The organism is Kosakonia sp. BYX6 (assembly GCF_038449125.1).
GTDB classification, from domain to species: domain Bacteria; phylum Pseudomonadota; class Gammaproteobacteria; order Enterobacterales; family Enterobacteriaceae; genus Kosakonia; species Kosakonia calanthes.
On record NZ_CP151800.1, the window covers coordinates 1,039,049 to 1,065,368 of the forward strand.

The window sequence follows — 26,320 nt, forward strand, 5'->3', positions numbered from 1 at the left end:
CCTCGATTACTGTTGCCTGGCTTTCAGGCGCGCGGCAGTCTGCGCAAAGTTCGGCAGCCACTTTTCATGGGCCAGAATCATTTCGCGCGCCAGCATTTCGGCGTCGCTGTCCGAATGAATAAGTGGGCTAAGGTTGAGCGCCAGCAGCACATCGTTGAACTCGCCGCTGAGTGCCGCCTGGCTCGCCGCCACTTCAAACCCTTTGATGGTGTGAATCAGCCCCAGCACTTTCTCGTCGAAATGGGTAACACGCGGGTGCGGCGTCGCGCCATTGCGGCCCAATATGCAGGTCATCTCGACTGCCCAGTCCGGCGGAATATTGTCGATATGCCCGTGATGGGGAATATTGACGTAATGCTCCGTTTGCTTGTCGTTATAGATAGCGTTAATCACTTCGCACGCCGCATCGGAGTAGTACGCGCCGCCGCGCTGTTCCAGCTCTTTGGGTTTGACCTTTAACTCAGGATCTTTGTAGAGTTCAAACAGTTGCTTCTCAACCTGCTGCACGACTTGCGCCCGCGCGCCGCCTTTGTAGTACTCGCCCATTTCAATCGCCAGCATCTCTTTTTGCTTGAAGTAATAGAGCAGATAAGAGCAGGGCAACAGATTCAGTGAACGAATCAATCCTTCACTGAACGGCAGATCAAAAATGTTTTTTACCGTCGAGGTTTTTAACTTTCCACTCGCCACGCCGTCGAGCAGTTCCGCAAAGCGCGAGGTGCCATTCACTAATACGTCTTTGATAAACACCATGTGATTCAGGCCAAACAGATCCATGGCGATATCATCGTTGTCGCTTAGCGCCAGCACATCGCGGATAAACATTTTCATGCCAACCGGGATATTGCAGACGCCTATAAACTTTTTGAAGTTTGTATGGCGATAGACCGCCTCCGTCACCATGCCTGCCGGATTGGTAAAGTTAATCACCCAGGCGTTCGGGCAAATCGCTTCCACGTCTTTAATGATGTCGAAAATAACCGGGATGGTGCGCAGCCCTTTGAACAGGCCGCCTGCGCCATTGGTTTCCTGGCCTAAATAGCCGTGGCTCAGCGGAATGCGTTCGTCCAGTTCGCGCGCTTTCAACTGACCGACGCGCAGTTGGGTAGTGACAAAATCCGCGCCCTGCAATGCTTCGCGGCGATCCAGCGTTTTATAGAGTTTCAGCGGCACGCCTGCGTTGTCGATCATGCGCTGGCAGAGATCAAAAATGATCGCCAGCTTCTCTTTGCCCTCGTCGACATCAACCAGCCACAACTCCGTGACCGGCAGCTCGTGGTAGCGCTTAATAAACCCTTCCAGTAATTCCGGGGTGTAACTGCTGCCCCCGCCAATCGTGACGACTTTCAATTTCTGGTTCATGGTTTCTCCCTTTCGAGTAAAACGCGCAGGTGCATTACGCAGGCTCGCCATCGTTGCTGGTGATTTCAGTTAACCGTTTTCGGTAACTGTTTGGCGTGAATGACGTCATTTTCTTGAACGTCTTAATAAACAAGCTTGGGCTGCTGTAACCCGATTCCCAGGCGATATCGGTCACCGAATAATTGGTCATTTCGAGCTGTTTTTTCGCGAAATCAATGCGGATCTCATTGATGATCTGCATTGGCGTTTTGCCGTAAAAACGCCGGGTGGCACGCGTCAGATACTCCTGCGATTTCGCAGAAAGCCGCACCATATTTTCCATCGCATGTTCACCAAATTGTGTTTTATCGTGCATTGCCTCAACGGTGGTTTTCAGCCACTGCGGCGTATCATCCAGCACCTGCTCTTCACGGTAGTGGCGCAGGCGGTTGAGCACATAAAAGGTGACGGTTTCGATAAATTCGTCCAGCCCGTTTTCGCGAAAGTTCAGGGAAGCAATCACCGTTTCGACATAGGTCATAAACGCGCTTTGCGTCCGGTACGCCTGGGAAGCGACAAAACAAAATGGCAGTAAAGCGAGGTAGTGCTGCTCGAAAAACTGCCGGCTAATACCGACATTGAGGATGCGCGTGGCACCGAATTCATAAAAACTCTGGTGGTGCGATCCCAACGGGATAAACACGAAATCGCCGCGCTCCAGCAACACCCGTTTGCCATTGATCACCTGGTAGTAACGACCGGTTAAGACCAGCGTAAATTCATAGTAATCATGCTGATGCAGCCCGCTGGCGCTCTCGGTTTTGTTATAGATAAACACATGGAAATTGTTACCGTTGAACAACTGCTGTTCCTGCGCGGTCGCGATTCCTTGTGTGTTGAGCGTCGGCTGCATCGTTCACTCCTGCTGGCTGCGAATGGCGGTCAAAATTTTAGCGCGTTGGCGATATCTTCTTCGCTCTCTTCCTGCTCAATGGCATTCTGGGCTTTATTGGCAACCACCACAAAGGGCAGGTAAACCAGTGTAGCGATGGCGAGGTTAAACAGCGCCAGCAACAGGGCGAGAATGCTGCCATTGGTGTTGAAGAATGCGCCCAACCCGGTTGGCATTGTCCACGGCGCGATATTGGTAATCGGCGGAATCAGGCCCGAGTAATACGCCAACAGCGTGATGGCGGCGAGAATCGGCTGAACCAGAATGAACGGGATAAACATCACCGGGTTCATGATGATCGGCAGCCCGAACAGAATCGGTTCGTTAATTTGAAAGAGGCCGGAAGGCAGCGCCAGCTTGGCCACCTGGCGGTAATCCGCCCGGCGTGAGGCCAGGAAAATCGCGATGATAAGCCCCAGTGTTGCGCCGCTGCCGCCGAGGAAAATATAGGAGTCGAGCATCGGTTTTGCCCAGACATGGAAGGTTTTACCGGCTTCCAGCGCCGCGTCTACCGAACCGTATTGCTGGTAGACAGCGATATTTTCCAGCGCCCACGGCGTCATAATGCCGCTATCCAACGCGGTCAGCGCCAGCGACCCGTGAATGCCAAAGAACCACAGCAGCGGGACAAAAATCACATACGCCCAGCCGACAACGCTGCCCAGTGAAGCCAGCGGCGTAGAGATAGTGTCCATAATAATCTGGTGGAAGTTGGTGCCGTGGCTGGCCAGCGCCCAACTGATGATCCCCATAATCGAGAGGATAATAAAACCCGGAATCAGGGCGGAGAAGGAGCGGGCAACCGAGCTGGGCACGCTTTCGGGTAAGGTGATCACCCAGTTGCGGCGCACAATAAAGGCGAACAACTCGGCGACCACCAGGCCAATAATAATGCCGGAAATTATGTTCGCGCCGCCTAACCAGTTCGCGCCGACGGCGTAGGATTCACCGACGCTGTACGGCGTGACGGTCATAAAGGCGGCAATCGACAGCAGGCCGGCGGCCAGCGAATCCACTTTACGTTCTTCCGCCAGCGCCATGCCGATAAAAAAGGGCGCCATCAACGACATAATGCCCAGCGTGCCGTTATATACATTCGCGCCAATGCCTTTTAACCCGTCGAGGGTTGCAATCGTCGACGCATCCAGCCGAATACCCAGCGAGTAGAAAAACGAACCTTCGCCAAAGCTCAGGAACACGTTATTGATTAGCACAAACATCGCCCCGGCGAGGGTTAACGGCATTAAGCGGATAAACCCATTTTTAATGGCGTTGACGTGCGGCTGTTGACCAATTTTTATCGCAAAAGGCAGAAGTATCTTTTCAAGTGAAGCAATGGCATTACTCATAGAAAAATACCCTTAAAAACCGCAATGCAGGATTGCGGTGAGCCAGAGGTGAAGGTTCTGATAATTATTTTGCAGCGGCTTGTTTGATGGCGGCGACGGCCGCTTTCAGTACGCCTAAGCCATCGACTTTGCCATACAGCATTGAATCAATGACTTCGACGGGTTTATTGGGGAGTAAACGTTGGATTTCGGACAGCTTCCACGCGATTTGTGGGCCAAGCAATACGACATCGGCTTGCGGGCCTTTTTCTGCGGCGAGCGTCTCAGAAAATGCTTCAATAATGACCGGCACTTCATATTTTTCCGCCTGTGCTCGCATTTTTGACACCAACAAAGACGTGGACATGCCCGCAGAACAAAACAGATAGATATGCTTCTTTTCCATAAACGCGACCCTCATTGTCTCAATTTCCGCTGGCCTGGTGGCGATTTACTGCTCTTTCCCGGCTGTGCATTTGCATTAGGAAACTTTTTTCTTCCTCTGAAGCAAGTATACGGCAGCGGGGTAATTGCGGGTATTCCACATCGTTTAAGAATTGTCTCTGGTTGACCTGGTGCTATGCGCTTCTTCACATTTTGGCGAATTTATTCCCCTGCCTGATGGCGCTTTGCTTATCAGGCCTACAGGCGGAGCCGAAAAATGGCCATCCGGCATTCACGCTGTGGCAAAAATTGTCCTGCCGATCGCTTTTGCTTGTTGCAGGCACACTTGCGGCGTACCGAGATCCGGCAACATCAACGTCGCATTGGTTTTCACCGGCGCGCCGCAATAATCAAAAATGCCGTGCGCGATTTGCGTGTTCCACGATTGCGCATAGCCATGTTTCTCAAAGGTTTTATGATCGGATCCGCCAAGCGCCACCAGGTGCACCGGCAGGTGACCCAGTTTTTTAATCACTTTGCCGGTGCCGCTATCTTCATACGCCCAGCCGTTGGCAAATACCCGGTCGATCCAACCTTTCAACAAGCCCGGCATCGTCCACCAATAAATGGGGAACACCAGCACCAGCGCATCCGCTTTTTCAATGCGCGCCTGCTCGGCTTGCACATCCGGCGGCAGCGGTTCAGTTTGCATAAAGGCGTTGTAATCCGCTGCGGAAAAACTCGGGTTAAAACCTTCGCGCGCCAGGTCGGCAATCTCAACGCTATTGGCGGCATTTTCCTCGCGAATCCCTTGTGCGACGGCGTTTGCCAGACCGTGTGTCAATGAATCTTCCAGCGGGTGGGAAACCACGATTAAAGCGTGCATGTTGCCTCTCCTCAGTTGCCATTCGGGGTGAACAAACGTAGTCTTATATACCATCGGTAACCTACTGATGGTAAGTTACCGATGGTATATAACGATGTCAAGGGAGGATGAAAATGGCCGAAACGCGCGTGCGCCAGCGGTTAACGCGAGAAGAACGCTATGCACAATTAATTGAGATCGCCTGGCAAATTATCCGGCAAGAGGGCACCGAAGCGCTGACCCTCGGGCATTTAGCCGAATGCGCCGGGGTGACAAAACCGGTGGTGTACGATCATTTCACCAGCCGTTCCGGGCTGCTGGCGGCGCTTTATCGCGAATATGATTTGCGCCAGAACCGCAAAATGGATGAAGCGCTGAGTAAAACCGCAGCGGAGCTGGAAGCGCGCGCGGCGGTGATTGCCTCGGCGTATATCGAATGTGTGTTGCTTCAAGGCCGTGAAATGCCGAGCCTGCTGGCGGCACTGGCCGGCACGCCGGAACTGGAGAAAATTCGCCGCGAATACGCTGTCGATTTCACTGAAAAATGCCGCACGCTGTTTGCGCCGTTCTGCGAAAAACCGCTACGTGATGCGGCGTTATGGGCGATGCTCGGTTCTGCCGAAGGGCTTTCCTGGGCCGCGGTGCAAGGCGCCATCAGCGAGGCGCAGGCCAAAGCGGAGTTGCAACGGGTGATCATTGCGATGGCGCACGACATTGATGCGCTGATTGCCTGATGGCGCTTTGCTTATCAGGCCTACGTCCCGGAGTGAATTTGTAGGCCGGATAAGGCGTCAGCCGCCATCCGGCATGGATGCGCTGATTGCCTGATGGCGCTTTGCTTATCAGGCCTACGTCCCGGAGTGAATTTGTAGGCCGGATAAGGCGTCAGCCGCCATCCGGCATGGATGCGCTGATTGCCTGATGGCGCTTTGCTTATCAGGCCTACGTCCCGGAGTGAATTTGTAGGCCGGATAAGGCGTCAGCCGCCATCCGGCATGGATGCGCTGATTGCCTGATGGCACTTTGCTTATCAGGCCTACGTCCCGGAGTGAATTTGTAGGCCGGATAAGGCGTCAGCCGCCATCCGGCATCGTTCACACCATCATCCGGCGCATAAAATTGATATCGCGGGTCGTATCCAGCGCCAAAAGCTGGTCATACAACGCCTGGGCATCCGGTAACCGGGCGCAGCAGTCGAGGAATTTCGCCTGCCGCTCTTGTTCGCTAAACGGTTCTTCCCGCGCGCCTTTGGCACTCAGTCGCGCGTGGCGCAATATGCGGCCATCTTTCAACGTCAGCGTCAAAATATGCGGCAGGGCGGGGTTTTCCGCCTCCTGTTCGGCGGTCCACGCGCTCATGCTTATACGCGCCAGTTTCTGCGCATCCGCCTGGGTGGCAACGCCATCCGGGGTGAAATCCGCCACGCTGAGCGCGCCTTTTTCCAGCATCACCGCCGCGCAATATTGCATCGAAAAACGCGCCTGCATCTCATCGACAGGCTGCGGATACGCCAGGTTACGCCAGTTGGCAATGCCAACCTGGCAATGCGCTTGTTCAACATCATCCGCGGCAAACGCATGCAGCGCCTGCAAATCGGCAATCGCATCGAGAATGCGGTGCGTCGAGCCACAGCAGGGGTGTTTTTTCGGCATCACGCCAATGCGCTCAATCACATGCTGCGCATCATTAAGCCACGTCGGAAGGTTGACGCTGCCGGCATACAGCTCTGCGAAACCTTGCGGGCATTCAATAATGTCCAGCCTACCGTGCATGCCGGTGCGCGCGAGCGTTGCGGCTTCCACCGCGTTTCGCGCCGCCATTCCGGCGTGAAACGGTTTCAGCGGCGTGCCGAACTGGCCTTTCACGCCGCTTGCCATGCTGACCGCGATGCTCAATGTGCGCGCAATGCCATCAGCCTCCAGCCCCATTAACGCGGCGACGCCTGCCGCGCTGCCGATGCAGCCAACGGTGGATGTGCCATGCCAGCCCGCGGTGTAGTGGCCGTAACCGATGGCTTCGCCAATAAATGCCTGCGCCTGCAACCCGACTAAATAGGCCTCGATCAGCGCCGCGCCGCTGCTTTCCTGCGCCAGCGCGACGGGTAACAACGCCGGTAACAGCACCGCTGACGCGTGGCTCATGCCGGGCGCGAAGTTGTCGTCATAATCAATCGCGTGCGCCGCGGTGGCATTGATAAGCGCCGCGTGCGACGGCGTAATGGCCGTTTCGCGCCAGGCGTCGTACACCGCGCGGGTGGAGAAATCGTCCCGCCCGGCGACCAGGCAAGCAAGGGTGTCGGTGATGGCTTCGCGGGCGAGTTCCCGTGCCCGTTCGCTAAATGGCTCCGGCGCCGCGCACCAGTTTGCCAGCGTTTCAATCAACGTCATGATGCCAACTCCTGCGCTTTTAGCGCACTGAAAAGGGAATGCAGTAACTGACCGATTTGATATCGATTCACTTCCTGGCCAGGTTGCCGGGTATCGACCCGGTGCACCACCACCAGTTGATGAGACGGCACCACCAGGCAAAAATGCCCGCCCGCGCCCTGCGCCGAGAAGCTGCCTTCCGACAAAATTGCCAGCGGCCAGGCCACGCTGTCGCGGGTCACCCACCACATAAAACCGTACGCCCCGCGTGCGCCCGCGTGTGAAATGGGCGCGGTACTTAAATCGACCCAATGCGCGGGAATCACCTGTTTTCCCGCCCAGCAACCCTGCTGTAAAAAGAGTTGGCCGAAGCGCAGCAGGTCGCGACTTGAAAGCGAAAAAGGGTATGCCGGGTGCTGCGAATGGCTACCCGGTTCCAGCCAGCTATCTTCCTGCGGGCGGTAATCCTGCATGCCAATCGGTTCGGCGATGCGGGTCGCGAAAGCCTGATTGATCGCTTCCCCGGTAAGCTGGCGCCAGGCGGTGCCGAGCGCGTTGAAATCCCAGTTGCTGTAACACCAGTTTTCGCCCGGCGCGAAGCAATGGCGGGGCGGTTTAATGCGTTGCATCCACGGCGTTTCATAATTCGCCGGGTGATAAATGCCGGATCGCGCGGTCAGCAGGTCGTACAGCGTCGCCTGCTTTTCCACCGCGCTTAAGCCTTGCCGATCGTCGATTCCGAGTGCTTCCAGCGTCAGCGACAGGTCGAAACGCCCTTCGGCTTCGGCGCAACCAATCAGCGCGCTGAGGAAACTTTTGCGCATCGAATGGCAGGGGTAGCGCGTGGTTTCATCGCCATAGCGAAAGAGGATTTCATTGCCGCGCGCTACCAGCAAAACCGCGCTTTGTTGGCGCGCCAGTTGCTTTTCCAGATCGTCGAACATGGTTATGCCTCGCTGGCTGCCAGAAATTCACGGGTGTAGTTTTCCCGCGCATCGCCGTGGCGCAGGCGTTCAGCGCTGACCTCTTCCAGCAGCTTGCCCTGGTACATCACACCGACGCGCTGGCACAAATGGGTGACTACCGCTAAATCGTGCGTCACCAGCAAATAGGTGAGGTTACGCTGCGCGCGCATGCGGCTGAGTAAGTTGAGGATTTCCGCCTGCACCGACACATCCAGCGCGGAGGTGGGTTCATCCAGCAGCAGCACCGAGGGTTCGAGGATCAACGCTCTGGCAATCGCCACGCGCTGGCGCTGACCGCCGGAAAGTTGGTGCGGGTAGCGGTAGCGAAACGCATCCGACAACCCGACAGCATGCAGCACGTCGCTGATGCGCGCTTCGTGCTTGTCCATGCCGTGCAGGCGCAGTGGTTCGCGCAGGCTCGCCCACACCATTTTGCGCGGGTGCAGCGAGGCGTAAGGATCCTGAAACACCATCTGCACCTGGCGGTAAAAGGGCTTATCGCGGTGCGGCTGTTGCTCACGGTTATTGAATAAAATATGGCCGTGATAGTCATGGTTCAGCCCGGCCAGCGCGCGCAAGATGGTCGATTTTCCGCAGCCGGATTCACCAATCAAGCCGTAACTTTCGCCGCGCGCCAGCGTCAGGCTGACATCGTTGACCACCTGGCGGCGCTGGCTGCCCTGACCAAACGCGATGGCGAGCGACACCATTTCAATGGCGCGATCGGCGCCAGCAATCGGGTTCATAAGGCAACTCCATAACGATAGCAGGGGCCGTTGAGCCAGGCGGGATCGCGCGTAGGCACGCGCAGCGTTTCTACCGGTTCGCGCAGGCGCGGCTGGCTGGCGAGCAGCGCCTGGGTATAAGGGTGGCAGGCCTGGTCGAGTTCACTGGCGCGCAACTCTTCAACAATGCGCCCGGCGTACATCACCAGCACCCGGTCACAAAAGCGCGACACCAGGTTCAAATCGTGGGTGATAAACAGCAGCCCGGTTTGGCGGCGCTGCAACTGCTCATCAAGAATGCTCAGCACCTGGCGGCGCACGGTGACATCCAGCGCGGAAGTCGGTTCATCGGCGATGATCAAATCCGGTTCCGGGATCAGCATCATGGCGATCATCACGCGCTGGCCCATGCCACCGGAAATTTCATGCGGATAAAGCCGCGCCACTTTCGCGACTTCGCGAATATGCACGGATTCCAGCATCTCCAGCGCCCGCGCGCGGGCTTCTTCTTTGCTCACCCGGCGATGCAAACGCCAGGCTTCCGCCACTTGATCGCCAATGCGCATCAGCGGGTTCAGGGAAAAGCGCGGGTCTTGCAGAATCATTGAGATACGGTTGCCGCGAATGGCGCGCATTTGCCGCTCGCTGGCGTTCAGCAAATCGATCTCGCCAAAGTGCATTTTGGCGGCCTGTACGCGGGCGATTTTCGGCGTCAGTTTCAGCAACGCGCGGCAGGTTTGGGATTTGCCCGAACCGGACTCGCCGACAATCGCCACTTTTTCCCGCCCGACCTGAAAGCTCACATCGCGCACCGCGAGGTTATCTTCGTGCGCGCCTTTAAACAGAATGCTGAGGTTTTCCACCTCCAACAGCGGATTATTCATGGCGGAGATCCATTACGTCGCGCAGGCCATCACCCAGCAGGTTGAAGGCCAGGCTGGTGAACAAAATCGCTAAACCGGGAATGGCGGCAATCCAGCCATTGTTCAGCATAAATTCGCGCCCGGAGGCGAGCATCGCGCCCCATTCCGGGCTGGGCGCTTGCGCACCGAGGCCAAGAAACCCCAGCCCGGCGGCGGTAAGAATGATCGCCGCCATATTGAGCGTCACGCGCACCACCACCGACGGCAGGCACATTGGCATCACATGGCGCAAAATAATGTGCCACGCCGACGCGCCCTGTAAGCGCACGGCGGCGATGTAATCCATCTTGCGGATCGCCAGCGTTTCGGCGCGCGCCAGGCGGGCTATCGGCGGCCAGGCGGAGAGCGAAATGGCGATGATCGCGTTCTCGATCCCCGGCCCGAGCGCGGCGACAAACGCCAGCGCGAGAATCAGGCTCGGGAAGGCGAGGAAAATATCCACCAGCCGCATCAACACCGTATCCACGCGCCCGCCGAGGTAGCCCGCCGTAGCGCCAATCACTAAGCCGAGCGGGGTGATAATCAGCGCCGTCAGCCCAGTGATATAGAGCGTGATGCGTGCGCCATACAGCAGGCGGCTAAAGATATCGCGCCCCAGTTCATCGGTGCCGAGCCAGTGGTCGGCGCTCGGCGGTTGCAGGCGCGCCGCCAGGTTTTGCGCATAAATATCGTGGTTCGCCAGCCACGGCGCGAACAGCGCCGCCGCGACAATCACCAACAACACCAGCAGGCCAAACAGCGCCGAATGGTTGGCGCGAAAGCGCCGCCACTGGATCCACGCCAGTTGCGCGCGCGCCTGCGTTGGCGTTTGCGGGGCGGGATCGCTCAGCCAGGCGCGCAGCCCCTGGCGGGGACGAATGCGCAAAGATTTCGCGGAATCGGTCATGAGTTCTCCTGTCGCGTGCGGGGATCGAAGATGCGATACAGCAGATCGCACAGCAGGTTGAGCGCCACAAAAATGCCGCCGATCAAAAGCGTGCAGCCGACCACCGCGTTCATATCCCCCGCCAATAAAGCGTTCGTTAAATAGCGGCCAAAGCCCGGCCAGGCGAACACGGTTTCCGTCAGCACCGCGCCTTCCAGCAGCCACGCCCAGGAGAGCGCAACCACCGTTAGCACCGGCACGGCGATATTGCGAAAGGCATGCACCCAGACACAGCGCGCCCAGGACAAGCCTTTCACCCGCGCGGTGATGATGTACTCCTGCGAGAGTTGCTCAATCATAAAGCTACGGGTCATGCGGCTGATGTAAGCCAGCGCGCTCAAACCGAGGATCGACGCGGGCAAAATGATGTGACCAAAGACATTTTTGAACACCGCCCAGTTGCCGCTCATGGCGCTGTCTACCAGCCAGAAACCGGTCACCGGGTGCAGTTCGAACTCATAAATAAAGTCGATGCGCCCCGGCCCGCCAATCCAGCCAAGCGTGGCGTAAAACAGCAGCAGCCCCATTAAACCGAGCCAGAAATGCGGCGTGGAATAACTCAGCAGGCCGACAAAACGGATCAGGTGATCGAACCACGAGTTGCGATACATCGCCGCGAAGACCCCGGCAGGAATGCCGAGGCCTACGCCGATAATCGCCGCTACCGTCGCCAGCTCAAGGGTCGCCGGAAACACGCGGGCGATATCCTGCGCCACCGGCTGGCTGGTGGTGAGCGCGGTGCCGAAATCCAGATGCAGCAGTTGCCAGACATAATCGACAAACTGTTTCCACAGCGGCTGATTAAGCCCGAGTTGCTGGTACATCTTCTCGTAAGCTTCCTGACTGGCGTTATCGCCAATCACCGCCACCACCGGGTCGATAGGCAGCAGCCGACCAATAAAGAAGGTCAGCGCCGCCAGCCCCAGCAGCGTACAACAGATGGAAATCACCCCCCGGCTGGCGCGTCTGAGCAGACGCCACAGCGGTGCGGGGGAGGTATCGGTCATGGGTGCCATCACCTGAGACATCAGCAACCTCCGTTACTTACTTGCGTCGCCGTACCAAACGCGAAAGCCGTTCCACGTCCAGTTCTTCACGCCCGGGCTAATACCCGCGCTGTTGTACATCTGAAACATGATCGCCATCGGCCCTTTTTCCATGACCTCTTTTTGCAGTGCGGCATACATCTCGCTGCGTTTGGCGTCGTCCGGCTCCAGCAGCGCCGCGTCGACTTTCTGGTTCATCTGCGCGTCGTAATAAGCCGCTCGCCAGCTTGGGTATTGCGTGGCGCGCGCCTCTTTGCGGTTATCCGGGTTGTAGACCAGACGCGAGGCGTTGCCGTAGGCATCCGGCACCGAGGTTTGCCACGCCATCATCGCGCTCTGGAATTCACGCCCGCGCGCCCGGCTAAACAACTGGGCATTCGCCATGCGTTCCAGCGTCAGCTTCACGCCGATTTTCGCGGCGTTCTGCTGGATGCTTTGCGCAATCGGCGCGGAGTGCGGCAGGGTGCCGAAAATCACCGAGGCGCTGAAACCGTCCGGGTAACCGGCTTCGGTCAGCAACTGTTTGGCTTTCGCCAGATCGAGTTTGAACGGTTGGCCCTCTTTCTCATCCAACGCGCCGAAGGCGCCAATCTGCACAAAACTGGCGCGCGGCACGCCGAGGTACGGCATCACGCTTTTTGCTAAGCCGTCGTAATCAATCAGGTAGCGCATGGCGAGGCGCACTTTTTCATTTTTGAAAATTGGATCTTCGTTGTTGAAGGTCCAGAAAAAGAGCTGCGGTTTAAGGACTTTATCGACCTTAACTTTGCCGCCTTCGTCGAGGGTTTTCAGGTCATCCGCTGACAAATCGCGGGCAATGTCGACATCGCCCTGGGTCAGCAGCAGCCGCTGAGTGCCGGTTTCCGCAACATGGCGGATCAGCACGCGTTTCAGCACCGGCGCTTTGCCCCAGTAATTGTTGTTGGCCTGCAACATGACCCCTTCACCGGCGTTCCAGCGCACCATTTGGTATGGGCCAACGCAGGCGGTGTGGGTGGTCAGGTATTTGTGGCCGAAGTCGCCATCGACGGCCTCTTTTTCCACCACTTTACGGTCAATCAGCGACGAGACGTTATTGGCTGCTACCGCCTGTAATACCAGGTTGGTCGGGTAGGGCTTGTCCAGCTTGAGCACCAGCGTTTTGTCGTCCGGCGCGGTGATGCGGCTGTCGGCGTTCTCTTTGTTAAAACCGTATTCGGTGATCTGCGCGGCGTTGCCGTAACCGAGTTTCACGATGCGCTGCATCGACCAGGCCAGATCGCCGGCGCTGGCGGGCGTACCGTCCGGGAATTTCAGGTTATCTTGCAGATGAAAGGTGATGGTCATCCGGTCGTCCGACACATCCCAGCTTTTCGCCATCAGCGGCGTCAGCTTCTTCTCATCTTTCACATCAAAATCGACCAGCGAATCACACACATTGGCGTAAATTTCACTGGTCACCACTTCGCCAATCTGCGCCGGATCCCAGGTGCTGATGGCGTCGATATTCCAGGCCATCACCAGAGAATCGGGCGGTGTGGCGGCGTTTGCCGCGAGGCTACAGACGCTGGTTAACGCCAGCGCGGCGGCAACAGGAGAAAATTTCATGGCGCTTCCTTATAAAGTGTCCGGGCGGGGCTGGATCGGCGGTTTTACCTCTGCCGGAATCGGGCAGTGGTACGGTTTTTCGCTCACTTGCTCGAAGTGCGCTTTTTTCACCTGCGCCAGTAACACTTTGTCGGTGAGGACATCCACGGCGGTGGCGGCCATCACTTTCGCGACGTGGGCGAGGCCTTTATGCGCGGCGGGCATTTTGCCTTGCGCGGTTAACTGCCAGGAGTGACCCGGCGTACCAATCGCCATGGTCGGAATGTGTGCCTGCACGGTCGGCAACACCCAACTGACATCGCCGACATCGGTGGAGCCAATCATCACTTCGCCATGGGTATCAAGCGGGATGATGTAGTCGCTGAGCGGTTTCGGTTTCGCTGGTTTGATACCGGTTTTGCGATAGCAACTGGCGATCTCTTCGTCAGAAAGTGTGCCCTGGATTTCGGCGGCGAAGGCCTGGTCGGCGTCGTCGAACGGCACCGGGCCGAGGCTTTGCAGGTTGCGCTGCATCGCTTCTTCCAGCGGGCGGTTACCTAACAGGTTGGAGACCGCGCTCATGATGCTGATGTCGACTTTGGTATCGGTCATCAGCGCCGCGCCTTGCGCCACGCGTTTAACGCGCTCGTTGAGTTCGAACATGGCGTGGACATCGCGAGCGCGAATGGCGTAACGTACCGCCGCTTTCGCCTGCACCACGTTCGGCGCGATACCGCCGGAATCGAGCATCGCGTAATGAATGCGGGAATCTTGCGGCACATGCTCACGCAAAAACTGCACGCCAACGTTCATCAGTTCTGCGGCGTCCAGCGCGCTGCGGCCTAAATGCGGCGAGGCGGCGGCATGGGACGAGCGACCGGTGAAGAAGAAATCCATCCGCGTGTTGGCCAGCGACAGTGGTTTCGCCACTTCGTGATGGGCGCTCGGGTGCCAGGTGATCGCCACATCGACACCAGCAAACGCCCCGGCGCGCGCCATAAAGGACTTCGCCGCACCGCCTTCTTCCGCCGGGCAACCGTAGTAACGCACGCGCCCCGGCGTACCCGTCTCTTCCAGCCAGGCTTTCAGCGCGGTTGCCGCCAGCATCGCGCCGGAACCGAGCAGATTGTGCCCGCAGCCGTGACCGTTGCCGTTACCCGGCAGCGGCGAGTAGTGCGCGACGCCGGAGGCCTGGCTCAGGCCGGGCAGGGCGTCATATTCGCCGAGAAACGCGATAATCGGCCCGCCTTCACCGGCTTCGCCCATCACTGCCGTGGGGATGTCCGCCACATTTTCCGTGACGCGAAAACCGTGCGTTTTTAGCATCGCGGTGTGTTCCGCCACCGAGCTGTATTCGGTGTAGCAGATTTCCGGCATGCCCCAGACTCTGTCGCTCAGATCGCAAAAATCCTGCTGGTGTTTCTCTACCCATTTCCAGACTAACGCTTTGTTTTCCATGGTGCTCCCCAGTTTGGTTGGTCGGGATGACGTAACATCGCTGTGCCACCACAATGAGGTAAAAAGTTTCCAAAAGGCCAATGAGCAATTCACACCGGCTATTCCGTTTTTGCATAGTCTGCCGCCATCAGGCGGCATGCGCGGTTTCACTCTGCTGGATCAACTGCCAAAGTTGTTCCGCTTGTGGGTTGCGCAGCACCGGCTGTCGGTAAAGTCGGATGGCGAGGGTGATCTCCCACTCGCTGCTGCCGGCGCGCACCAGCGATCCGTTCGACAACTCTTCATGCACCAGGCTTAACGGCAACCAGGCGACGCCGCCACCTGCCAGCGTCATTGCTTTCAGGTTGGCTGACATGCCGTTTTCATACACCGCCTCCAGCGGCAGAGGATGTTCGCCGAGCATCTGCGCCAGCGCGTGGGCAAAAAACGAGTGGTTGCCGTAGCTCAGCCACGGAATCGGCCGCCCGTCAGGGTTGATGGGGTAGAGCGGCTGGCCGCCGCTGTCCGGGCGACAAACCGGGATCGCCCATTCGCGCCCGAGTGGGATCATGGGATACGGCGCAAGCTGGTGGATCAGCGACACCGCGTCGTGGGCATAGGTGAGCAGAAAGTCGGTTTCGCCACTGTGCAGAGTGGCGATGTGCTCGACGAAGCTCGGTTTGGAGTTGCACATGCGGATGTAACCCAGCTGCTGTTGCAGGTTCAGGCGCTGGATCCAGTCCGGGAAAAAGGTCAATGACAACGTGTTGAGCATGGCGAAGCGCAGCACCGCCGTGCGTGATCGAAAGCGCTGGTTGAGATCGTGGCGCAAATGGGTCATTGAGAAGACCGTTTCGCTGGCGGTGGCGAGAAAGCTTTCGCCCTCTGGCGTCAGGGTCACCGGGTAGGTTTTGCGATCGAATAACGGCACGCCCAGCCACTCTTCCAGTTGGCGAATGCGGCGGCTCAGCGCGGATTGGGTGATATGCCGCTCATCGGCGGCGCGCGTGAAGCTAAGACTGCGGGCAACACTGAGAAAATCTTCAAACCATTTCAATTCCATAGCGATACCTTGCGAAATGAATGGGAAAACGTCTCTTACATGAAACGAAGGTGATCAAGGCAAGAAACGCGCCACTCTTGCAGGCGGGCGCTGGTGGGGGCTGCGGGAAAGGGAAGGGAGGCCAGCCCCCATCATTGCGCAGGAAATGCACTAATGGGGTGCAACGGTGGGATATTAAGTTGTATTATTTATGCATCTTAATTATTGGTGGTGTGTATGTCTGGTCCACGGATCCTGCGGGAAAAATTGACTATCCGAAAGATGATTGCGCTTTACCAGCGTGCCTGTCCGGATGCGGTCAGCAGCGCGGCGCATTACGCGGATTTGTACGCCTATGCCGAGAAACGGCTGGATAAATGCGTGTTCGGCGAGAATAAACCGGCCTGCAAGCAGTGCCCGGTACACTGTTACCAGCCCGCGAAGCGCGAAGAGATGAAGCAGATTATGCGCTGGGCCGGCCCGCGTATGTTGTGGCGGCATCCGATATTGACGGTGCGCCATTTGATTGACGATAAACGCCCGGTCCCCGAGTTACCGGAGAAATATCGGCGTAAAACGTGATTTGTGGGTTTGTGGATTTGTGGATTTGTGGGTTTGTGGGTTTGTAGGCCGGATAAGGCGCTAGCCGCCATCCGGCGATTATGTCACTGTTATGGAATTATCCCGTTCACCGCAATGAGGTTTATTGGGATAACCGTGCTGGTGGTGAACGGAACCCTTCCACCGGATTCAAAACGCCTGATGGCGCTGCGCTTATCAGGCCTACGAATTTTTCCGACCTACAACGCCATCATTCGCGCGTGGCAATCAAAATCGCCGAGGCTTTGATCAACGCAATCACCCGCTTGCCCTGCGCCAACGGCATCTCTTGCAGGCTCTCATTGGTCACTACCGCCACCAACTCAAAACCGGCATCGGTTTTCACATGCACCGTGGCATTCACCGCGCCTTCGGTCACCGCACTGATCTCGCCAGCGAACTGGTTGCGTGCCGAAAACTTTAACCCGCAATCTTCGGTTGCCAGCGTTACCCACGGCGCTTTAATCAGCGCAATCGCCTCTTTACCCGGCGCCAGCCCCAGCGCGACTTTACTGCTGGTGGTGACAATCGCCACCAGCTTCGCGCCACCGTCGAGGGTTAATTCCACTTCATCATTGACCGCGCCGTGCGCCGTTGCGCTGACCTTGCCCACCAACTGGTTACGTGCTGAAACAGCCATATTGCCTCCGTCATATAGGGGGGGAAATACATTAGCATAGCGGGAAATCGCCGGATGGCGACTAACGCCTTCTCTGGCCTACAAAAGCCATAAAAGCGCGCTGCGAGTAGGCCCGATAAGCGCAGCGCCATCGGGCGTTTTGCCGGATGGCGACTAACGCCTTATCCGGCCGACGAAAACCATAAAAGTGTGCCGCGAGTAGGCCCGATAAGCGCAGCGCCATCGGGCGTTTTGCCGGATGGCGGCTAACGCCTTCTCCGGCCTACGAAAACCATAAAAGCGTGCCGGGTCTCAACCCAACGTGTCTTTATCAATCCCCAGCCGTTTCATGCGCGAGAGCAGCGTCGTGCGTTTCAGCCCCAGCCGCTGGGCTGCGCCTTTTGGTCCGGCGACCACGCCGTTGGTTTCGCGCAGCACGCGGAGAATCAACTGGTACTCATCTTCCCCGTCGCGCGCCACTTCCGCCGGTTGCGCAACGGGCGCTTGCGGTACGGCGACTTCCGCCATCGACAACTGCAACACATTGCCGCGCGTCAGCAGTACAGCCCGTTCAATCACGTTTTCCAGCTCGCGCACATTGCCCGGCCACTCCATCGCGCTCAGCACCCGCAACGTTTCCGCCGGAATACTGTCGATGTTGCGCCCCAGCTTGCGGGCGATTTTGAAGGTAAAGGCTTTCACCAGCAGCGGAATATCTTCCGGGCGCTCGCGCAGCGGCGGCAGATGGATCGGGAACACATTCAGCCGGTAATAAAGATCGCTACGAAACTCGCGGTCGGCGACCATTTGTTTCAGATCGCGATTCGTCGCAGCGATCAGCCGTACATCGGTGCGGATCAGCTTATTACTGCCGAGCCGCTCAAACTCCTGCTCCTGCAATACGCGCAGCAGCTTCGGTTGCAATTCAAGGGGCATATCGCCCACTTCATCAAGAAACAGCGAACTTTTATCCGCCAGTTCAAAACGACCAATGCGTTGAGCGCTGGCGCCGGTAAACGCCCCGCGTTCATGGCCAAACAGGTCACTTTCCAGCAACCCGGCGGGCATGGCCGCGCAGTTCATTTTCACCATCCGGCGGCTATTGCGATCGCTCAGGTTGTGGATGGCGCGGGCGATCAGCTCTTTCCCGGTGCCGGTTTCGCCAAGGATCAGCACCGTGCTGTTGCTCGGCGATACCATTTCCACCTGCTTGAGCACGCGAAACATCGCTTCGCTGCGCCCGATAATTTCGCCAAACTCGCTGTCGACATTGTTGAGCTGCTCGGTCAGCGCCAGGTTTTCATCCACCAGCCGCTCTTTCAGGCGGTGGATCTCCTGGTAGGCCAGCGCGTTATCCACCGCAATGGCGATGCGCTCGGCAATCTGGCGCAACAAGTTGAGGTTCGCCTGGGTAAACACCTCTTTCTGGCACTGCGCCAGTTTCAGCACGCCGAGCAGGTTTTTGCCCGACATCAGCGGCAGCAGGCACAGCGTCTGGATTTGGTTACCCCAGGTTTCAAACAGCATGCGCTCATAAGGCGCGAGTTTGTCGCGTTCGTGCAGGTTGAGCAGCAGCATCTCTTTGCTCTGGAATACCCGCTCGGTCAGCGTGCCCGCTTCGTCGGCTTCCTGCGTGTCGTGGGTCGGATCCGTCTCATCCAGATAATGGGTGGAGTAGATGGTCAGTTTGCCTTTACGGCTGCCGCGCAGCACTAAGCTAATGGCGTCAATACCGAAGTAGTAGTGGATCTCTTTGGCGACTTCACTCACCAGTTCATCCATATGCAGCCGGGAAAGCACGGCGTTGGTGATGGCGACAAGAATGCGAAAATCATCACGCTGCTGGCTGAGCGATTCATAGTCCGGTGCCTGGTTTTCGTGATTTTGTAACTGCTCAGCGACCACGGCGACCAGTTGCGTCAGGGTATTGAGCCGGTCGAGTTCCCGCTCGCTCCACGGCTGATCGTGATGGCGAAAGAATTCGCAGCCGCCAAAAATTTGCCCCTCCGCCGCCAGCGGCAATAACGCGTAATGCGCAAACGCGGGGTAAATGTCGCTTTGCGCGATAGCAGGCCAGGTCTCGTTAAAAATGTGCGCGGTGCAGTGCAGCGCCTGCGGGTGAGAGAGAATATGCCGCACCGGCCCGTTTGCCAGTAGCGCTTTGTCGCTGTGTTGCGCGCCGTTGTCGGGCGTTTGCACCGCGTAGCGGCTGGCGCGGTGGCTGTCGGCGTGCCACAGCACAATCGCCGCGCTGTCGGCCAGCGCCGCTTGCCGGGCCAGGCGCGTCAGCGTCTCGCTCAGTGCTGCCATATCCGGCTGCTGTAATAAAATCCGTGTGATATCGAACAACCCTTGTTGCCCGAGATCGCTCATCGGTGTATACGCCATTTTGCTCATCCAGGAACACACCAAACGGTGTGAAAAAAATAAAAAAAGCTAGCAGATCCGCGGCAGCGGTTCCGCATGGGGTAAATCTAAAAGGCGTTTCACGCCATAAAGCCCAGCCAACCGAACACCTTTGCGTTCGACCACTTCACCAATCATTGCTGCGTCGCGCCCTAATGGGTGAGCGCGTAATTGTGCCAGCGCCTGCTCTGCGGCCTCGCGCTGTACGGCAATCACCAGTTTTCCTTCGTTGGCAAAATTCAGTGCATCCAGCCCCAGCAGTTCGCAAACCCCGCGCACCGCCGGTTTTACCGGTAAATCCCGTTCATTCAATTCAATGCCATAACCGCATGCGGCGGCAAACTCATGCACCACCGCGTTGACGCCGCCTCGGGTGGCATCGCGCAGGGCTTTGATGCCGGGAATATCGCGCAGCGGCTGGATTAACGGCGTTAATACCGCGCAGTCGCTGGCCAGTTCACCGTCCAGCCCCAGCCCTTCGCGCAGGTTCAAAATGGTCGCGCCGTGGTCGCCCAACGTGCCGCTGACCAGCAACACATCGCCAGGCGCAAGGGAACTCGCCGCCCAATGAACCGTGGTGGGGATGGCGCCAATCCCGGCGGTGTTAATAAACAGTTTGTCCGCCGCGCCGCGCTGCACCACTTTGGTGTCGCCGGTGACAATCGCGATATCGGCGCTGCGCGCGGTGGCCGCCATGCTTTCGACGAGGGTTTTCAGCGTCGCCATCGGCAAGCCTTCTTCGAGAATAAAGCCGCAAGAGAGGTAACGCGGCGTCGCGCCGCTGACGGCAATATCATTCGCGGTGCCGCACACCGCCAGCTTGCCGATATCGCCGCCGGGGAAAAACAGCGGATCGATAACATAGCTGTCGGTGGAGAAGGCCAGCCGGTCACCGCCTGCGGCAAGTGTGGCTAAATCGAGGCGCGCCTGATCTTCCTGCTCCGCCAGCCACGGGTTGGCGAAGGCTTCTAAAAAAAGCTGGCTGATTAATTGCTGCATGGCCTGGCCGCCGCTGCCGTGCGCCATCTGCACTTCATTCATGCTTCATACTCCTGAGCGCGATATTGATACCAGGCCGCGCAGGCGCCTTCTGATGAAACCATCAGCGCGCCAAATGCGCTTTGCGGGTTGCAAGTGCTGCCAAACAGCGGGCACTGGTGCGGTTTGCATCTGCCGGTCAGTACATCGCCGCAGCGCGCGCGCGGATCGTCATAGACTTGCTGCATCGCCGGGCGAAAATGCGCTTCGGCATCGAAACGCCGGTATTGCGCTGTCAGATGCACGCCGGATTCGCCAATCATTCCCAGCCCGCGCCATTCGCTGTCGCCGCTGACCGCAAACACATCGGCGATGGCGGCCTGCGCCAGCCGGTTGCCTTCATCTGGCACTACGCGGCGATACTGGTTTTCCACCTGGCTGTGGGCAGCGATTTTCTGCTCGACCAGCATCACCACGCCCTGCAGCAGATCAAGCGGCTCGAAACCGGCGACCACCAGCGGGCGCTGAAACTCATCGGCAATAAACGTATAGGCGTCGGTGCCGATCACCATGCTGACATGGCCTGGCGCGAGGAACGCGTCAATGCCGTTATCCGGCTGCTCAAGCAGGCTGCGCAGCGTGGGGATCAACGTAATGTGCTGGCAGAAGAACCAAAAGTTGTCGAGATTGCGGGCTTTCGCCTGTTGCAGCGTAATGGCGGTGGCGGGCATGGTGGTTTCAAACCCGAGGCCGAAGAACACCACTTTGCGCTGCGGATTTTTTTCCGCCAGCGCCAGCGCGTCCATCGGCGAATAGACAATGCGCACATCCGCGCCGCGCGATTTGGCCTGCAATAACGAACCGTTTTTCCCCGGCACGCGAATCGCGTCGCCAAAGGTGCAAAAAATCACCTCCGGGTGGCTGGCGATCTCGACGCAGGTATCAATACGCCCCATCGGCAACACGCAAACCGGGCAGCCAGGGCCGTGGATAAACTCAATGTTTTCCGGCAGTAATTGGTCGAGGCCGAACTTGAAAATGGCATGGGTATGGCCGCCACACACTTCCATAATGCGCAGCGGGCGTTCAGGCGTGTAAGAAAGATGTGCCGCCCGCTCGCGCAGGTGGGCGATAAGCTGCATCACCTGTTCCGGGGCGCGGTATTCGTCGACAAAACGCATTATCGCTCCTCGCCATACAGCAGTGCGCCGACATCGGGTTCGACATCGAACATGTTTTGCAGCGCCGCCAGCGTATCCAGCGCTTCGGCTTCATTGATGACGCTCATCGCAAAACCAACGTGCACCAACACCCATTGCCCAAGGCGTGACTCGCCGTTTTCGTCATGGCTGCCGACCAGCGTTAAATCAACATCGCGCTGAATACCGCTGACATCCACTTTGGCTTGCAGGCCGTCAATGGCGCAAATCTGACCGGGGACGCCTATGCACATCGTTGCGCCTCCAGCCAGTCGAGCCACGCGTCCATGCCGTCGCCTTTGGTGGCGGAGACCAGCAAAATTTCGATTTGCGGGTTCACTTCCCGCGCGTACGCGATGCACTGTTCGACGTCAAAAGTGAGGTAGGGCAGCAAGTCCACTTTGTTGAGCAGCATCAGCGAGGCGGCGGCGAACATATGCGGGTATTTGAGCGGTTTATCTTCCCCTTCGGTGACGGACAACACCGCCACTTTATGGCGCTCGCCGAGATCAAACCCGGCCGGGCAGACCAGGTTACCGACATTTTCGATAAACAAAATGCCGTGCTCATCCAGCGGTAGACGCGGCGCGGCATCGGCAATCATTTGCGCATCCAGATGGCAGCCTTTGCCGGTATTGACCTGAATGGCCGGTGTCCCGGTGGCGCGAATGCGCGCGGCGTCATTAACGGTTTGCTGATCGCCTTCGATAACCGCACAAGGCACGCGCGCTTTCAGGCGTTGAAGGGTTTCGGTGAGCAGGGTGGTTTTGCCGGAGCCGGGGCTGGAAACGAGGTTAAGCACCAGTTGCTGGCGGGCGGCGAAGCGGGCGCGATTGCGGGCGGCGATTTGATTGTTCTTATCCAGAACGTCGATTTCCACTTCCACCATCCGCCGCTGGCTCATGCCTGGCGCATGGGTTCCGGCTTCGCCGTGACCATAATGCAAATCGCCATTTTCCAGTTGCGTCGGGCGGAAATTATCGGTTTTCACCCCGGTGATTTTCAACGCCGGGCGCTCAGCCGGGGCGAAGGGCGCGCCGCGAAACGCAGAGTGGGGGTTATGTTCGTCACCTTCTATATAAAGGTTACCGTCCTGACAACCACATGTTGTACACATTGTTTACTCCTCAATTTCCAGTCGCTGAATTTGCATTCCGTCATCGGCGACGATCTGCAATTGGTCGCTGTGGCATTGTGGGCAGCGGCGCACTCGATGGCTAAGTAACGTCACGTACTGCTGGCAAGACTCGCACCAGCACTCCGCCTGTTGTTGTTCGATGTGCAGTGTACAACCTTCCGCCAGGCTGCCGCGGCAAACCAGATCAAAACAAAACGTTAAAGCGTCGGTTTCCACGCAAGAAAACGCCCCGACTTTGAGCCACACGCCGGTTACCCTTCGTGCGCCATTTGCCGTCGCCTGTTGTTCAATCACTTCCAGCGCTCGCTGGCACAGGGTTATCTCGTGCATAACGCCTCCTCATGGCTTTGCCGCCTTAATGCAATAACGGTGCCATCACCGGTTTAGTCACTGTGACGATGACGAACATGTCGAGATGGCACGTCGAAATATGCTGCTGTTTTATTTTATTTTCATAAAAATCAATTGATTAAAATTTGGCACGGATGATGCTTTACCGCCGTTGTTTCTATTAACCGGGTAAGCAGACATGACGATTTGGGAAATTAGCGAAAAGGCGGATTACATTGCCGGGCGACACCACCGCCTGCAAGAAGAGTGGCGCAGTTACTGCAACGCGCTGGTTCAGGGGATTACGCTCTCCAAAGCGCGCTTGCATCACGCCATTGGCTGCGCGCCGCAGCAGCAGCTCTGTTTTGTGCTGTTCGACCACTTCACGGTTTACATCACCCTGACCGGCGGCTTTAACGGCCACACCATCGAATACGCGATTGCCAACAAAGACAGCGACGACAAGCGTTTGATTGCACAGGCGCAACTGACCAGCGATGGCAACGTCGATGGCGCGTTCAGCGCCCACGATCGCGAAAAAGTGCTGGAACACTATTTGAGCAAAATCGCCACGGTTTACGACGCCCTATACACCGCGTTGGCTGCGGACACGCCGGTCAACCTCACTACACTGGTCAGCGAAAACGGTGCGCCCGCGCTGGCCTGAGATTGGGTGTCGACAGGTGTCGAAGTGACACAAGGCGCGACACGTTTCGTCATAAATGACCGCCCGTAACCCGGGTGAATCACCTGAGGATTAGCTGGTGAACCGTTTTGTAATTGCCGATTCCGCGCTGTGTATTGGCTGCCATACCTGCGAAGCCGCCTGCGCGGAGACGCACCGGGCGCAGGGGCTGCAAGCAATGCCGCGCCTGCGCGTCATGCGCAGTCAATATGAATCTGCGCCGCAGCAGTGCCACCACTGCGAAGACGCGCCCTGCGCGGGCGTTTGTCCGGTCAATGCCATTAACCGCGTCGATGGTGCGGTGCAGCTCAATGAAAGCCTGTGCGTCAGTTGTAAGCTGTGCGCGATCGCCTGTCCGTTTGGCGCTATCGAATTTTCCGGTAGCCGCCCGTTGGACATTCCCGCCAATGTGAATAGCCCAAAAGCGCCCGCTGCGCCGCCCGCGCCTGCGCGGGTCAGTACCTTGCTTGACTGGGTGCCGGGTATTCGCGCTATCGCCGTGAAGTGCGATCTCTGCCATTTCGACGCGCAAGGCCCGGCCTGCGTGCGCATGTGCCCGACCAAGGCGCTGCATCTGGTGAATAAGCGCGATATCGCCAAAGCCAGCCGCCGCAAACGCGAGCAAACCCTCAACACGGATTACGGCGATTTGTCGCTGTTCACGCAGCTAAACGGGAGCGCGAAATGACTCTTCTCTCTTTGCTCAGCGGCGCGGTGGCGGTGCTGATTTGCGCGGCGGCGCTGGCGTATTTGTTCACCCCCGCTAAGACGCTCAGCGGCCTGCTGGCCGGGGTTGGCGGCGCTGTCGGCTGCATGCTGGCAACGGCGGTGGGCGCGATGTCGCTGGTGGGCGCGCAAACCGTTACCGGTACGATGGCGCTGATTCACTATCACATTTTGGTGACGCCGCTCAGCGCCGTGTGGTTGCTGACCCTCGGCATCTGCGGCGCGGTTGTCAGCCTGTATAACATCGCCTGGCACCGCCATGACGGCGTGAAAACCAACGGCTTGCTGATGAATTTATTGCTGGCGGCGGCGCTGTGCGCGGTGAGCGCGGCAAACTTTGGCGCGCTGGTGGTGATGGCGGAAATCATGGCGCTCAGCGCGGTGTTCCTCACCGGTTGTAGCGAATCCGGCAAATTATGGTTTGCGATGGGGCGCCTCGGTACGGCGCTGCTGGCGATCGTCTGCTGGCTATTGTGGCAACGCTATCACACGCTCGATTTCGCCAGCCTCAGCGCACAGCCGCTCAGCAGTGGCGTCTGGTTGTTAGGCGTTATCGGTTTTGGTCTGCTGGCGGGGATTATTCCGCTGCATGCCTGGGTACCGCAGGCGCATGCCAACGCACCCGCGCCCGCAGCGGCGCTGTTTTCGACGGTGGTAATGAAAATCGGCCTGTTCGGCATCTTGAATCTCTCTTTGCTCGGCGGCCAACCGCCGTTGTGGTGGGGTGTGGCGCTGCTGGTGTTTGGCATGCTCACTGCTTTTGTCGGTGGCTTGTACGCGCTGATGGAGCACAACATTCAGCGCCTGCTCGCGTACCACACGCTGGAAAATATCGGCATTATTTTGCTGGGACTCGGCGCGGGCGTGACCGGGCTGGCGCTGCGCCAACCGGCGCTGGCGGCGCTCGGGCTGATTGGCGGTTTGTACCATCTTTTCAATCACAGCCTGTTTAAAAGCACGCTGTTTCTTGGCGCGGGCGCGCTGTGGTTTGGCACCGGTTTTCGCGATATCGAAAAACTCGGCGGCATCGGCAAAAAGATGCCGGTGATGTCGCTGGCGATGCTGGTCGGGCTGATGGCGATGGCCGCGTTGCCGCCGCTTAACGGTTTCGCGGGCGAATGGGTAATTTATCAATCCTTCTTTCGCTTAAGCGGCAGCGGCCACTTTCTGTTGCAACTGATCGGGCCGTCGCTGGCGGTGGGGCTGGCGATCACCGGTGCGCTGGCGGTGATGTGCATGGCGAAAGTCTATGGTGTCACCTTCCTCGGTGCACCGCGTAGCGCACAGGCGGAAAACCCGCGCGCGGTGCCGTGGTTGATGACGGCAAGTGTGGCCGTGCTGGCGGTGTGCTGCATCATCGGTGGCGTTGCCGCGCCGTGGTTGTTGCCGCGCCTGTTCACTGCCGTTCCGCTGCCGTTGCAAACCGCCAACACCGTGGTGTCGCAACCGATGATCACCCTACTGCTGATCGCCGCCCCCCTGTTACCGCTGCTGTTGATGCTGCTGTTCAAAGGCGATCGCCTGCCGGCCCGCCGCCGGGGAAGCGCCTGGGTGTGCGGTTACGATCACGAAAGTTCGATGGTGATTACCGCGCACGGTTTTGCCATGCCGGTTAAAGCCGCCTTCGCCCCGGTACTGAAATTGCGCAAATGGCTGGAGCCCCGGCTTCCGATCCCCGGCTGGAGAGGCGAGGCGGCGCCGGTGTTGTTCCGGCGGCTGGCGCTGATTGAGCTGGCGGTGCTGGTGGTCGTGGTGATTTCCCGAGGAGCCTGAT

Annotated in this window: 26 protein-coding genes; 5 read left to right on the forward strand and 21 right to left on the reverse strand. The window is 58.1% G+C overall.

The features are described from left to right. Positions 1–6: 6 nt before the first annotated feature. The 5 genes from AAEY27_RS04875 to AAEY27_RS04895 form a co-directional block, all read right to left on the reverse strand. Positions 7–1,362 (reverse strand): 6-phospho-beta-glucosidase, encoded by a 1,356-nt coding sequence (locus tag AAEY27_RS04875; protein WP_342323785.1) that lies wholly within the window; start codon positions 1,360–1,362, stop codon positions 7–9. Positions 1,363–1,396: 34 nt separating this feature from the next. Continuing rightward, positions 1,397–2,254 (reverse strand): transcriptional regulator ChbR, encoded by an 858-nt coding sequence (gene chbR, locus AAEY27_RS04880; protein WP_342323786.1) that lies wholly within the window; start codon positions 2,252–2,254, stop codon positions 1,397–1,399. Between the two features lie 29 nt (positions 2,255–2,283). After that, positions 2,284–3,642 carry a PTS N,N'-diacetylchitobiose transporter subunit IIC gene (gene chbC, locus AAEY27_RS04885; protein ID WP_342323787.1) on the reverse strand — a complete coding sequence of 453 codons (1,359 nt, stop codon included), beginning with the start codon at positions 3,640–3,642 and terminating at the stop codon, positions 2,284–2,286. A 64-nt stretch (positions 3,643–3,706) separates the two neighbouring features. Continuing rightward, complete coding sequence (locus AAEY27_RS04890) at positions 3,707–4,027, reverse strand: PTS sugar transporter subunit IIB (RefSeq protein WP_342323788.1); 321 nt, start codon at positions 4,025–4,027, stop codon at positions 3,707–3,709. 270 nt (positions 4,028–4,297) lie between these two features. Then, positions 4,298–4,891, reverse strand: a complete 594-nt coding sequence (locus tag AAEY27_RS04895; RefSeq protein WP_342323789.1) for an NAD(P)H-dependent oxidoreductase — start codon at positions 4,889–4,891, stop codon at positions 4,298–4,300. Between the two features lie 113 nt (positions 4,892–5,004). Between AAEY27_RS04895 and AAEY27_RS04900 the strand changes: the two genes are divergently transcribed. Beyond that, positions 5,005–5,604, forward strand: a complete 600-nt coding sequence (locus AAEY27_RS04900) for a TetR/AcrR family transcriptional regulator (protein ID WP_342323790.1) — start codon at positions 5,005–5,007, stop codon at positions 5,602–5,604. Positions 5,605–5,964: 360 nt separating this feature from the next. Here AAEY27_RS04900 and AAEY27_RS04905 read toward each other — a convergent pair whose 3' ends face one another. The 9 genes from AAEY27_RS04905 to AAEY27_RS04945 form a co-directional block, all read right to left on the reverse strand. Then, complete coding sequence (locus AAEY27_RS04905) at positions 5,965–7,257, reverse strand: MmgE/PrpD family protein (RefSeq protein WP_342323791.1); 1,293 nt, start codon at positions 7,255–7,257, stop codon at positions 5,965–5,967. Next, complete coding sequence (locus AAEY27_RS04910; RefSeq protein ID WP_342323792.1) at positions 7,254–8,180, reverse strand: serine hydrolase domain-containing protein; 927 nt, start codon at positions 8,178–8,180, stop codon at positions 7,254–7,256. The genes AAEY27_RS04905 and AAEY27_RS04910 overlap by 4 nt, the downstream gene beginning before the upstream one ends. A gap of 2 nt (positions 8,181–8,182) precedes the next feature. Then, on the reverse strand, positions 8,183–8,947 hold the full coding sequence (locus AAEY27_RS04915; protein WP_342323793.1) for an ABC transporter ATP-binding protein: 765 nt from the start codon (positions 8,945–8,947) through the stop codon (positions 8,183–8,185). Then, positions 8,944–9,810, reverse strand: coding sequence for an ABC transporter ATP-binding protein (locus AAEY27_RS04920; protein ID WP_342323794.1), 867 nt, complete (start codon positions 9,808–9,810; stop codon positions 8,944–8,946). The genes AAEY27_RS04915 and AAEY27_RS04920 overlap by 4 nt, the downstream gene beginning before the upstream one ends. Continuing rightward, positions 9,803–10,735 carry an ABC transporter permease gene (locus AAEY27_RS04925; protein WP_342323795.1) on the reverse strand — a complete coding sequence of 311 codons (933 nt, stop codon included), beginning with the start codon at positions 10,733–10,735 and terminating at the stop codon, positions 9,803–9,805. Before AAEY27_RS04925 ends, AAEY27_RS04920 begins: the two co-directional genes overlap by 8 nt. Then, the gene (locus AAEY27_RS04930) at positions 10,732–11,802 is read right to left on the reverse strand and encodes an ABC transporter permease (protein WP_342323796.1); all 1,071 of its coding nucleotides are present in this window, start codon (positions 11,800–11,802) and stop codon (positions 10,732–10,734) included. Before AAEY27_RS04930 ends, AAEY27_RS04925 begins: the two co-directional genes overlap by 4 nt. A 12-nt stretch (positions 11,803–11,814) precedes the next feature. Next, a complete protein-coding gene (locus AAEY27_RS04935; RefSeq protein WP_342323797.1) occupies positions 11,815–13,407 on the reverse strand; it encodes an ABC transporter substrate-binding protein in 1,593 nt (530 codons plus the stop codon). A gap of 9 nt (positions 13,408–13,416) precedes the next feature. After that, on the reverse strand, positions 13,417–14,844 hold the full coding sequence (locus AAEY27_RS04940; protein WP_342323798.1) for a M20 family metallopeptidase: 1,428 nt from the start codon (positions 14,842–14,844) through the stop codon (positions 13,417–13,419). Positions 14,845–14,971: 127 nt separating this feature from the next. Next, positions 14,972–15,886, reverse strand: coding sequence for a LysR family transcriptional regulator (locus AAEY27_RS04945; RefSeq protein WP_342323799.1), 915 nt, complete (start codon positions 15,884–15,886; stop codon positions 14,972–14,974). A 216-nt stretch (positions 15,887–16,102) separates the two neighbouring features. On the opposite strand from AAEY27_RS04945, the gene AAEY27_RS04950 reads away from it, so the two are divergent. Further along, positions 16,103–16,447, forward strand: coding sequence for a nitrous oxide-stimulated promoter family protein (locus AAEY27_RS04950; RefSeq protein ID WP_342323800.1), 345 nt, complete (start codon positions 16,103–16,105; stop codon positions 16,445–16,447). 229 nt (positions 16,448–16,676) lie between these two features. Here AAEY27_RS04950 and AAEY27_RS04955 read toward each other — a convergent pair whose 3' ends face one another. The 7 genes from AAEY27_RS04955 to hypA all read right to left on the reverse strand — a co-directional run bounded on the left by AAEY27_RS04955 (position 16,677) and on the right by hypA (position 23,135). After that, entirely contained in the window at positions 16,677–17,105 is a 429-nt protein-coding gene (locus AAEY27_RS04955) for a TOBE domain-containing protein (protein WP_342323801.1), read from the reverse strand. A 291-nt stretch (positions 17,106–17,396) separates the two neighbouring features. Continuing rightward, positions 17,397–19,472, reverse strand: a complete 2,076-nt coding sequence (gene flhA, locus AAEY27_RS04960; protein ID WP_342323802.1) for a formate hydrogenlyase transcriptional activator FlhA — start codon at positions 19,470–19,472, stop codon at positions 17,397–17,399. 48 nt (positions 19,473–19,520) lie between these two features. After that, on the reverse strand, positions 19,521–20,531 hold the full coding sequence (gene hypE / locus AAEY27_RS04965; RefSeq protein ID WP_342323803.1) for a hydrogenase expression/formation protein HypE: 1,011 nt from the start codon (positions 20,529–20,531) through the stop codon (positions 19,521–19,523). Then, the gene (gene hypD, locus AAEY27_RS04970) at positions 20,528–21,649 is read right to left on the reverse strand and encodes a hydrogenase formation protein HypD (RefSeq protein WP_342323804.1); all 1,122 of its coding nucleotides are present in this window, start codon (positions 21,647–21,649) and stop codon (positions 20,528–20,530) included. The genes hypE and hypD overlap by 4 nt, the downstream gene beginning before the upstream one ends. Next, positions 21,649–21,921, reverse strand: coding sequence for a HypC/HybG/HupF family hydrogenase formation chaperone (locus tag AAEY27_RS04975; protein WP_342323805.1), 273 nt, complete (start codon positions 21,919–21,921; stop codon positions 21,649–21,651). The genes hypD and AAEY27_RS04975 overlap by 1 nt, the downstream gene beginning before the upstream one ends. Further along, positions 21,912–22,784 (reverse strand): hydrogenase nickel incorporation protein HypB, encoded by an 873-nt coding sequence (hypB, locus tag AAEY27_RS04980; RefSeq protein WP_342323806.1) that lies wholly within the window; start codon positions 22,782–22,784, stop codon positions 21,912–21,914. Before hypB ends, AAEY27_RS04975 begins: the two co-directional genes overlap by 10 nt. A 3-nt stretch (positions 22,785–22,787) precedes the next feature. Beyond that, positions 22,788–23,135, reverse strand: coding sequence for a hydrogenase maturation nickel metallochaperone HypA (gene hypA / locus AAEY27_RS04985; protein ID WP_342323807.1), 348 nt, complete (start codon positions 23,133–23,135; stop codon positions 22,788–22,790). A 199-nt stretch (positions 23,136–23,334) separates the two neighbouring features. Here hypA and hycA point away from each other — a divergent pair, with 199 nt between their 5' ends. The 3 genes from hycA to hycC all read left to right on the forward strand — a co-directional run bounded on the left by hycA (position 23,335) and on the right by hycC (position 26,319). Beyond that, a complete protein-coding gene (gene hycA, locus AAEY27_RS04990; RefSeq protein ID WP_342323808.1) occupies positions 23,335–23,802 on the forward strand; it encodes a formate hydrogenlyase regulator HycA in 468 nt (155 codons plus the stop codon). 97 nt (positions 23,803–23,899) lie between these two features. Next, positions 23,900–24,508 carry a 4Fe-4S dicluster domain-containing protein gene (locus AAEY27_RS04995; RefSeq protein ID WP_342323809.1) on the forward strand — a complete coding sequence of 203 codons (609 nt, stop codon included), beginning with the start codon at positions 23,900–23,902 and terminating at the stop codon, positions 24,506–24,508. Then, a complete protein-coding gene (gene hycC / locus AAEY27_RS05000) occupies positions 24,505–26,319 on the forward strand; it encodes a formate hydrogenlyase subunit 3 (protein WP_342323810.1) in 1,815 nt (604 codons plus the stop codon). Before AAEY27_RS04995 ends, hycC begins: the two co-directional genes overlap by 4 nt. Position 26,320 lies beyond the last annotated feature (1 nt).

Coding starts and splice junctions, on each gene's coding strand:
- AAEY27_RS04875 (WP_342323785.1), bottom strand. CDS start 1,362: ATGAACCAGAAATTGAAAGTCGTCACGATTGGCGGGGGCAGCAGTTAC.
- chbR (WP_342323786.1), bottom strand. CDS start 2,254: ATGCAGCCGACGCTCAACACACAAGGAATCGCGACCGCGCAGGAACAG.
- chbC (WP_342323787.1), bottom strand. CDS start 3,642: ATGAGTAATGCCATTGCTTCACTTGAAAAGATACTTCTGCCTTTTGCG.
- AAEY27_RS04890 (WP_342323788.1), bottom strand. CDS start 4,027: ATGGAAAAGAAGCATATCTATCTGTTTTGTTCTGCGGGCATGTCCACG.
- AAEY27_RS04895 (WP_342323789.1), bottom strand. CDS start 4,891: ATGCACGCTTTAATCGTGGTTTCCCACCCGCTGGAAGATTCATTGACA.
- AAEY27_RS04900 (WP_342323790.1), top strand. CDS start 5,005: ATGGCCGAAACGCGCGTGCGCCAGCGGTTAACGCGAGAAGAACGCTAT.
- AAEY27_RS04905 (WP_342323791.1), bottom strand. CDS start 7,257: ATGACGTTGATTGAAACGCTGGCAAACTGGTGCGCGGCGCCGGAGCCA.
- AAEY27_RS04910 (WP_342323792.1), bottom strand. CDS start 8,180: ATGTTCGACGATCTGGAAAAGCAACTGGCGCGCCAACAAAGCGCGGTT.
- AAEY27_RS04915 (WP_342323793.1), bottom strand. CDS start 8,947: ATGAACCCGATTGCTGGCGCCGATCGCGCCATTGAAATGGTGTCGCTC.
- AAEY27_RS04920 (WP_342323794.1), bottom strand. CDS start 9,810: ATGAATAATCCGCTGTTGGAGGTGGAAAACCTCAGCATTCTGTTTAAA.
- AAEY27_RS04925 (WP_342323795.1), bottom strand. CDS start 10,735: ATGACCGATTCCGCGAAATCTTTGCGCATTCGTCCCCGCCAGGGGCTG.
- AAEY27_RS04930 (WP_342323796.1), bottom strand. CDS start 11,802: ATGTCTCAGGTGATGGCACCCATGACCGATACCTCCCCCGCACCGCTG.
- AAEY27_RS04935 (WP_342323797.1), bottom strand. CDS start 13,407: ATGAAATTTTCTCCTGTTGCCGCCGCGCTGGCGTTAACCAGCGTCTGT.
- AAEY27_RS04940 (WP_342323798.1), bottom strand. CDS start 14,844: ATGGAAAACAAAGCGTTAGTCTGGAAATGGGTAGAGAAACACCAGCAG.
- AAEY27_RS04945 (WP_342323799.1), bottom strand. CDS start 15,886: ATGGAATTGAAATGGTTTGAAGATTTTCTCAGTGTTGCCCGCAGTCTT.
- AAEY27_RS04950 (WP_342323800.1), top strand. CDS start 16,103: ATGTCTGGTCCACGGATCCTGCGGGAAAAATTGACTATCCGAAAGATG.
- AAEY27_RS04955 (WP_342323801.1), bottom strand. CDS start 17,105: ATGGCTGTTTCAGCACGTAACCAGTTGGTGGGCAAGGTCAGCGCAACG.
- flhA (WP_342323802.1), bottom strand. CDS start 19,472: ATGGCGTATACACCGATGAGCGATCTCGGGCAACAAGGGTTGTTCGAT.
- hypE (WP_342323803.1), bottom strand. CDS start 20,531: ATGAATGAAGTGCAGATGGCGCACGGCAGCGGCGGCCAGGCCATGCAG.
- hypD (WP_342323804.1), bottom strand. CDS start 21,649: ATGCGTTTTGTCGACGAATACCGCGCCCCGGAACAGGTGATGCAGCTT.
- AAEY27_RS04975 (WP_342323805.1), bottom strand. CDS start 21,921: ATGTGCATAGGCGTCCCCGGTCAGATTTGCGCCATTGACGGCCTGCAA.
- hypB (WP_342323806.1), bottom strand. CDS start 22,784: ATGTGTACAACATGTGGTTGTCAGGACGGTAACCTTTATATAGAAGGT.
- hypA (WP_342323807.1), bottom strand. CDS start 23,135: ATGCACGAGATAACCCTGTGCCAGCGAGCGCTGGAAGTGATTGAACAA.
- hycA (WP_342323808.1), top strand. CDS start 23,335: ATGACGATTTGGGAAATTAGCGAAAAGGCGGATTACATTGCCGGGCGA.
- hycC (WP_342323810.1), top strand. CDS start 24,505: ATGACTCTTCTCTCTTTGCTCAGCGGCGCGGTGGCGGTGCTGATTTGC.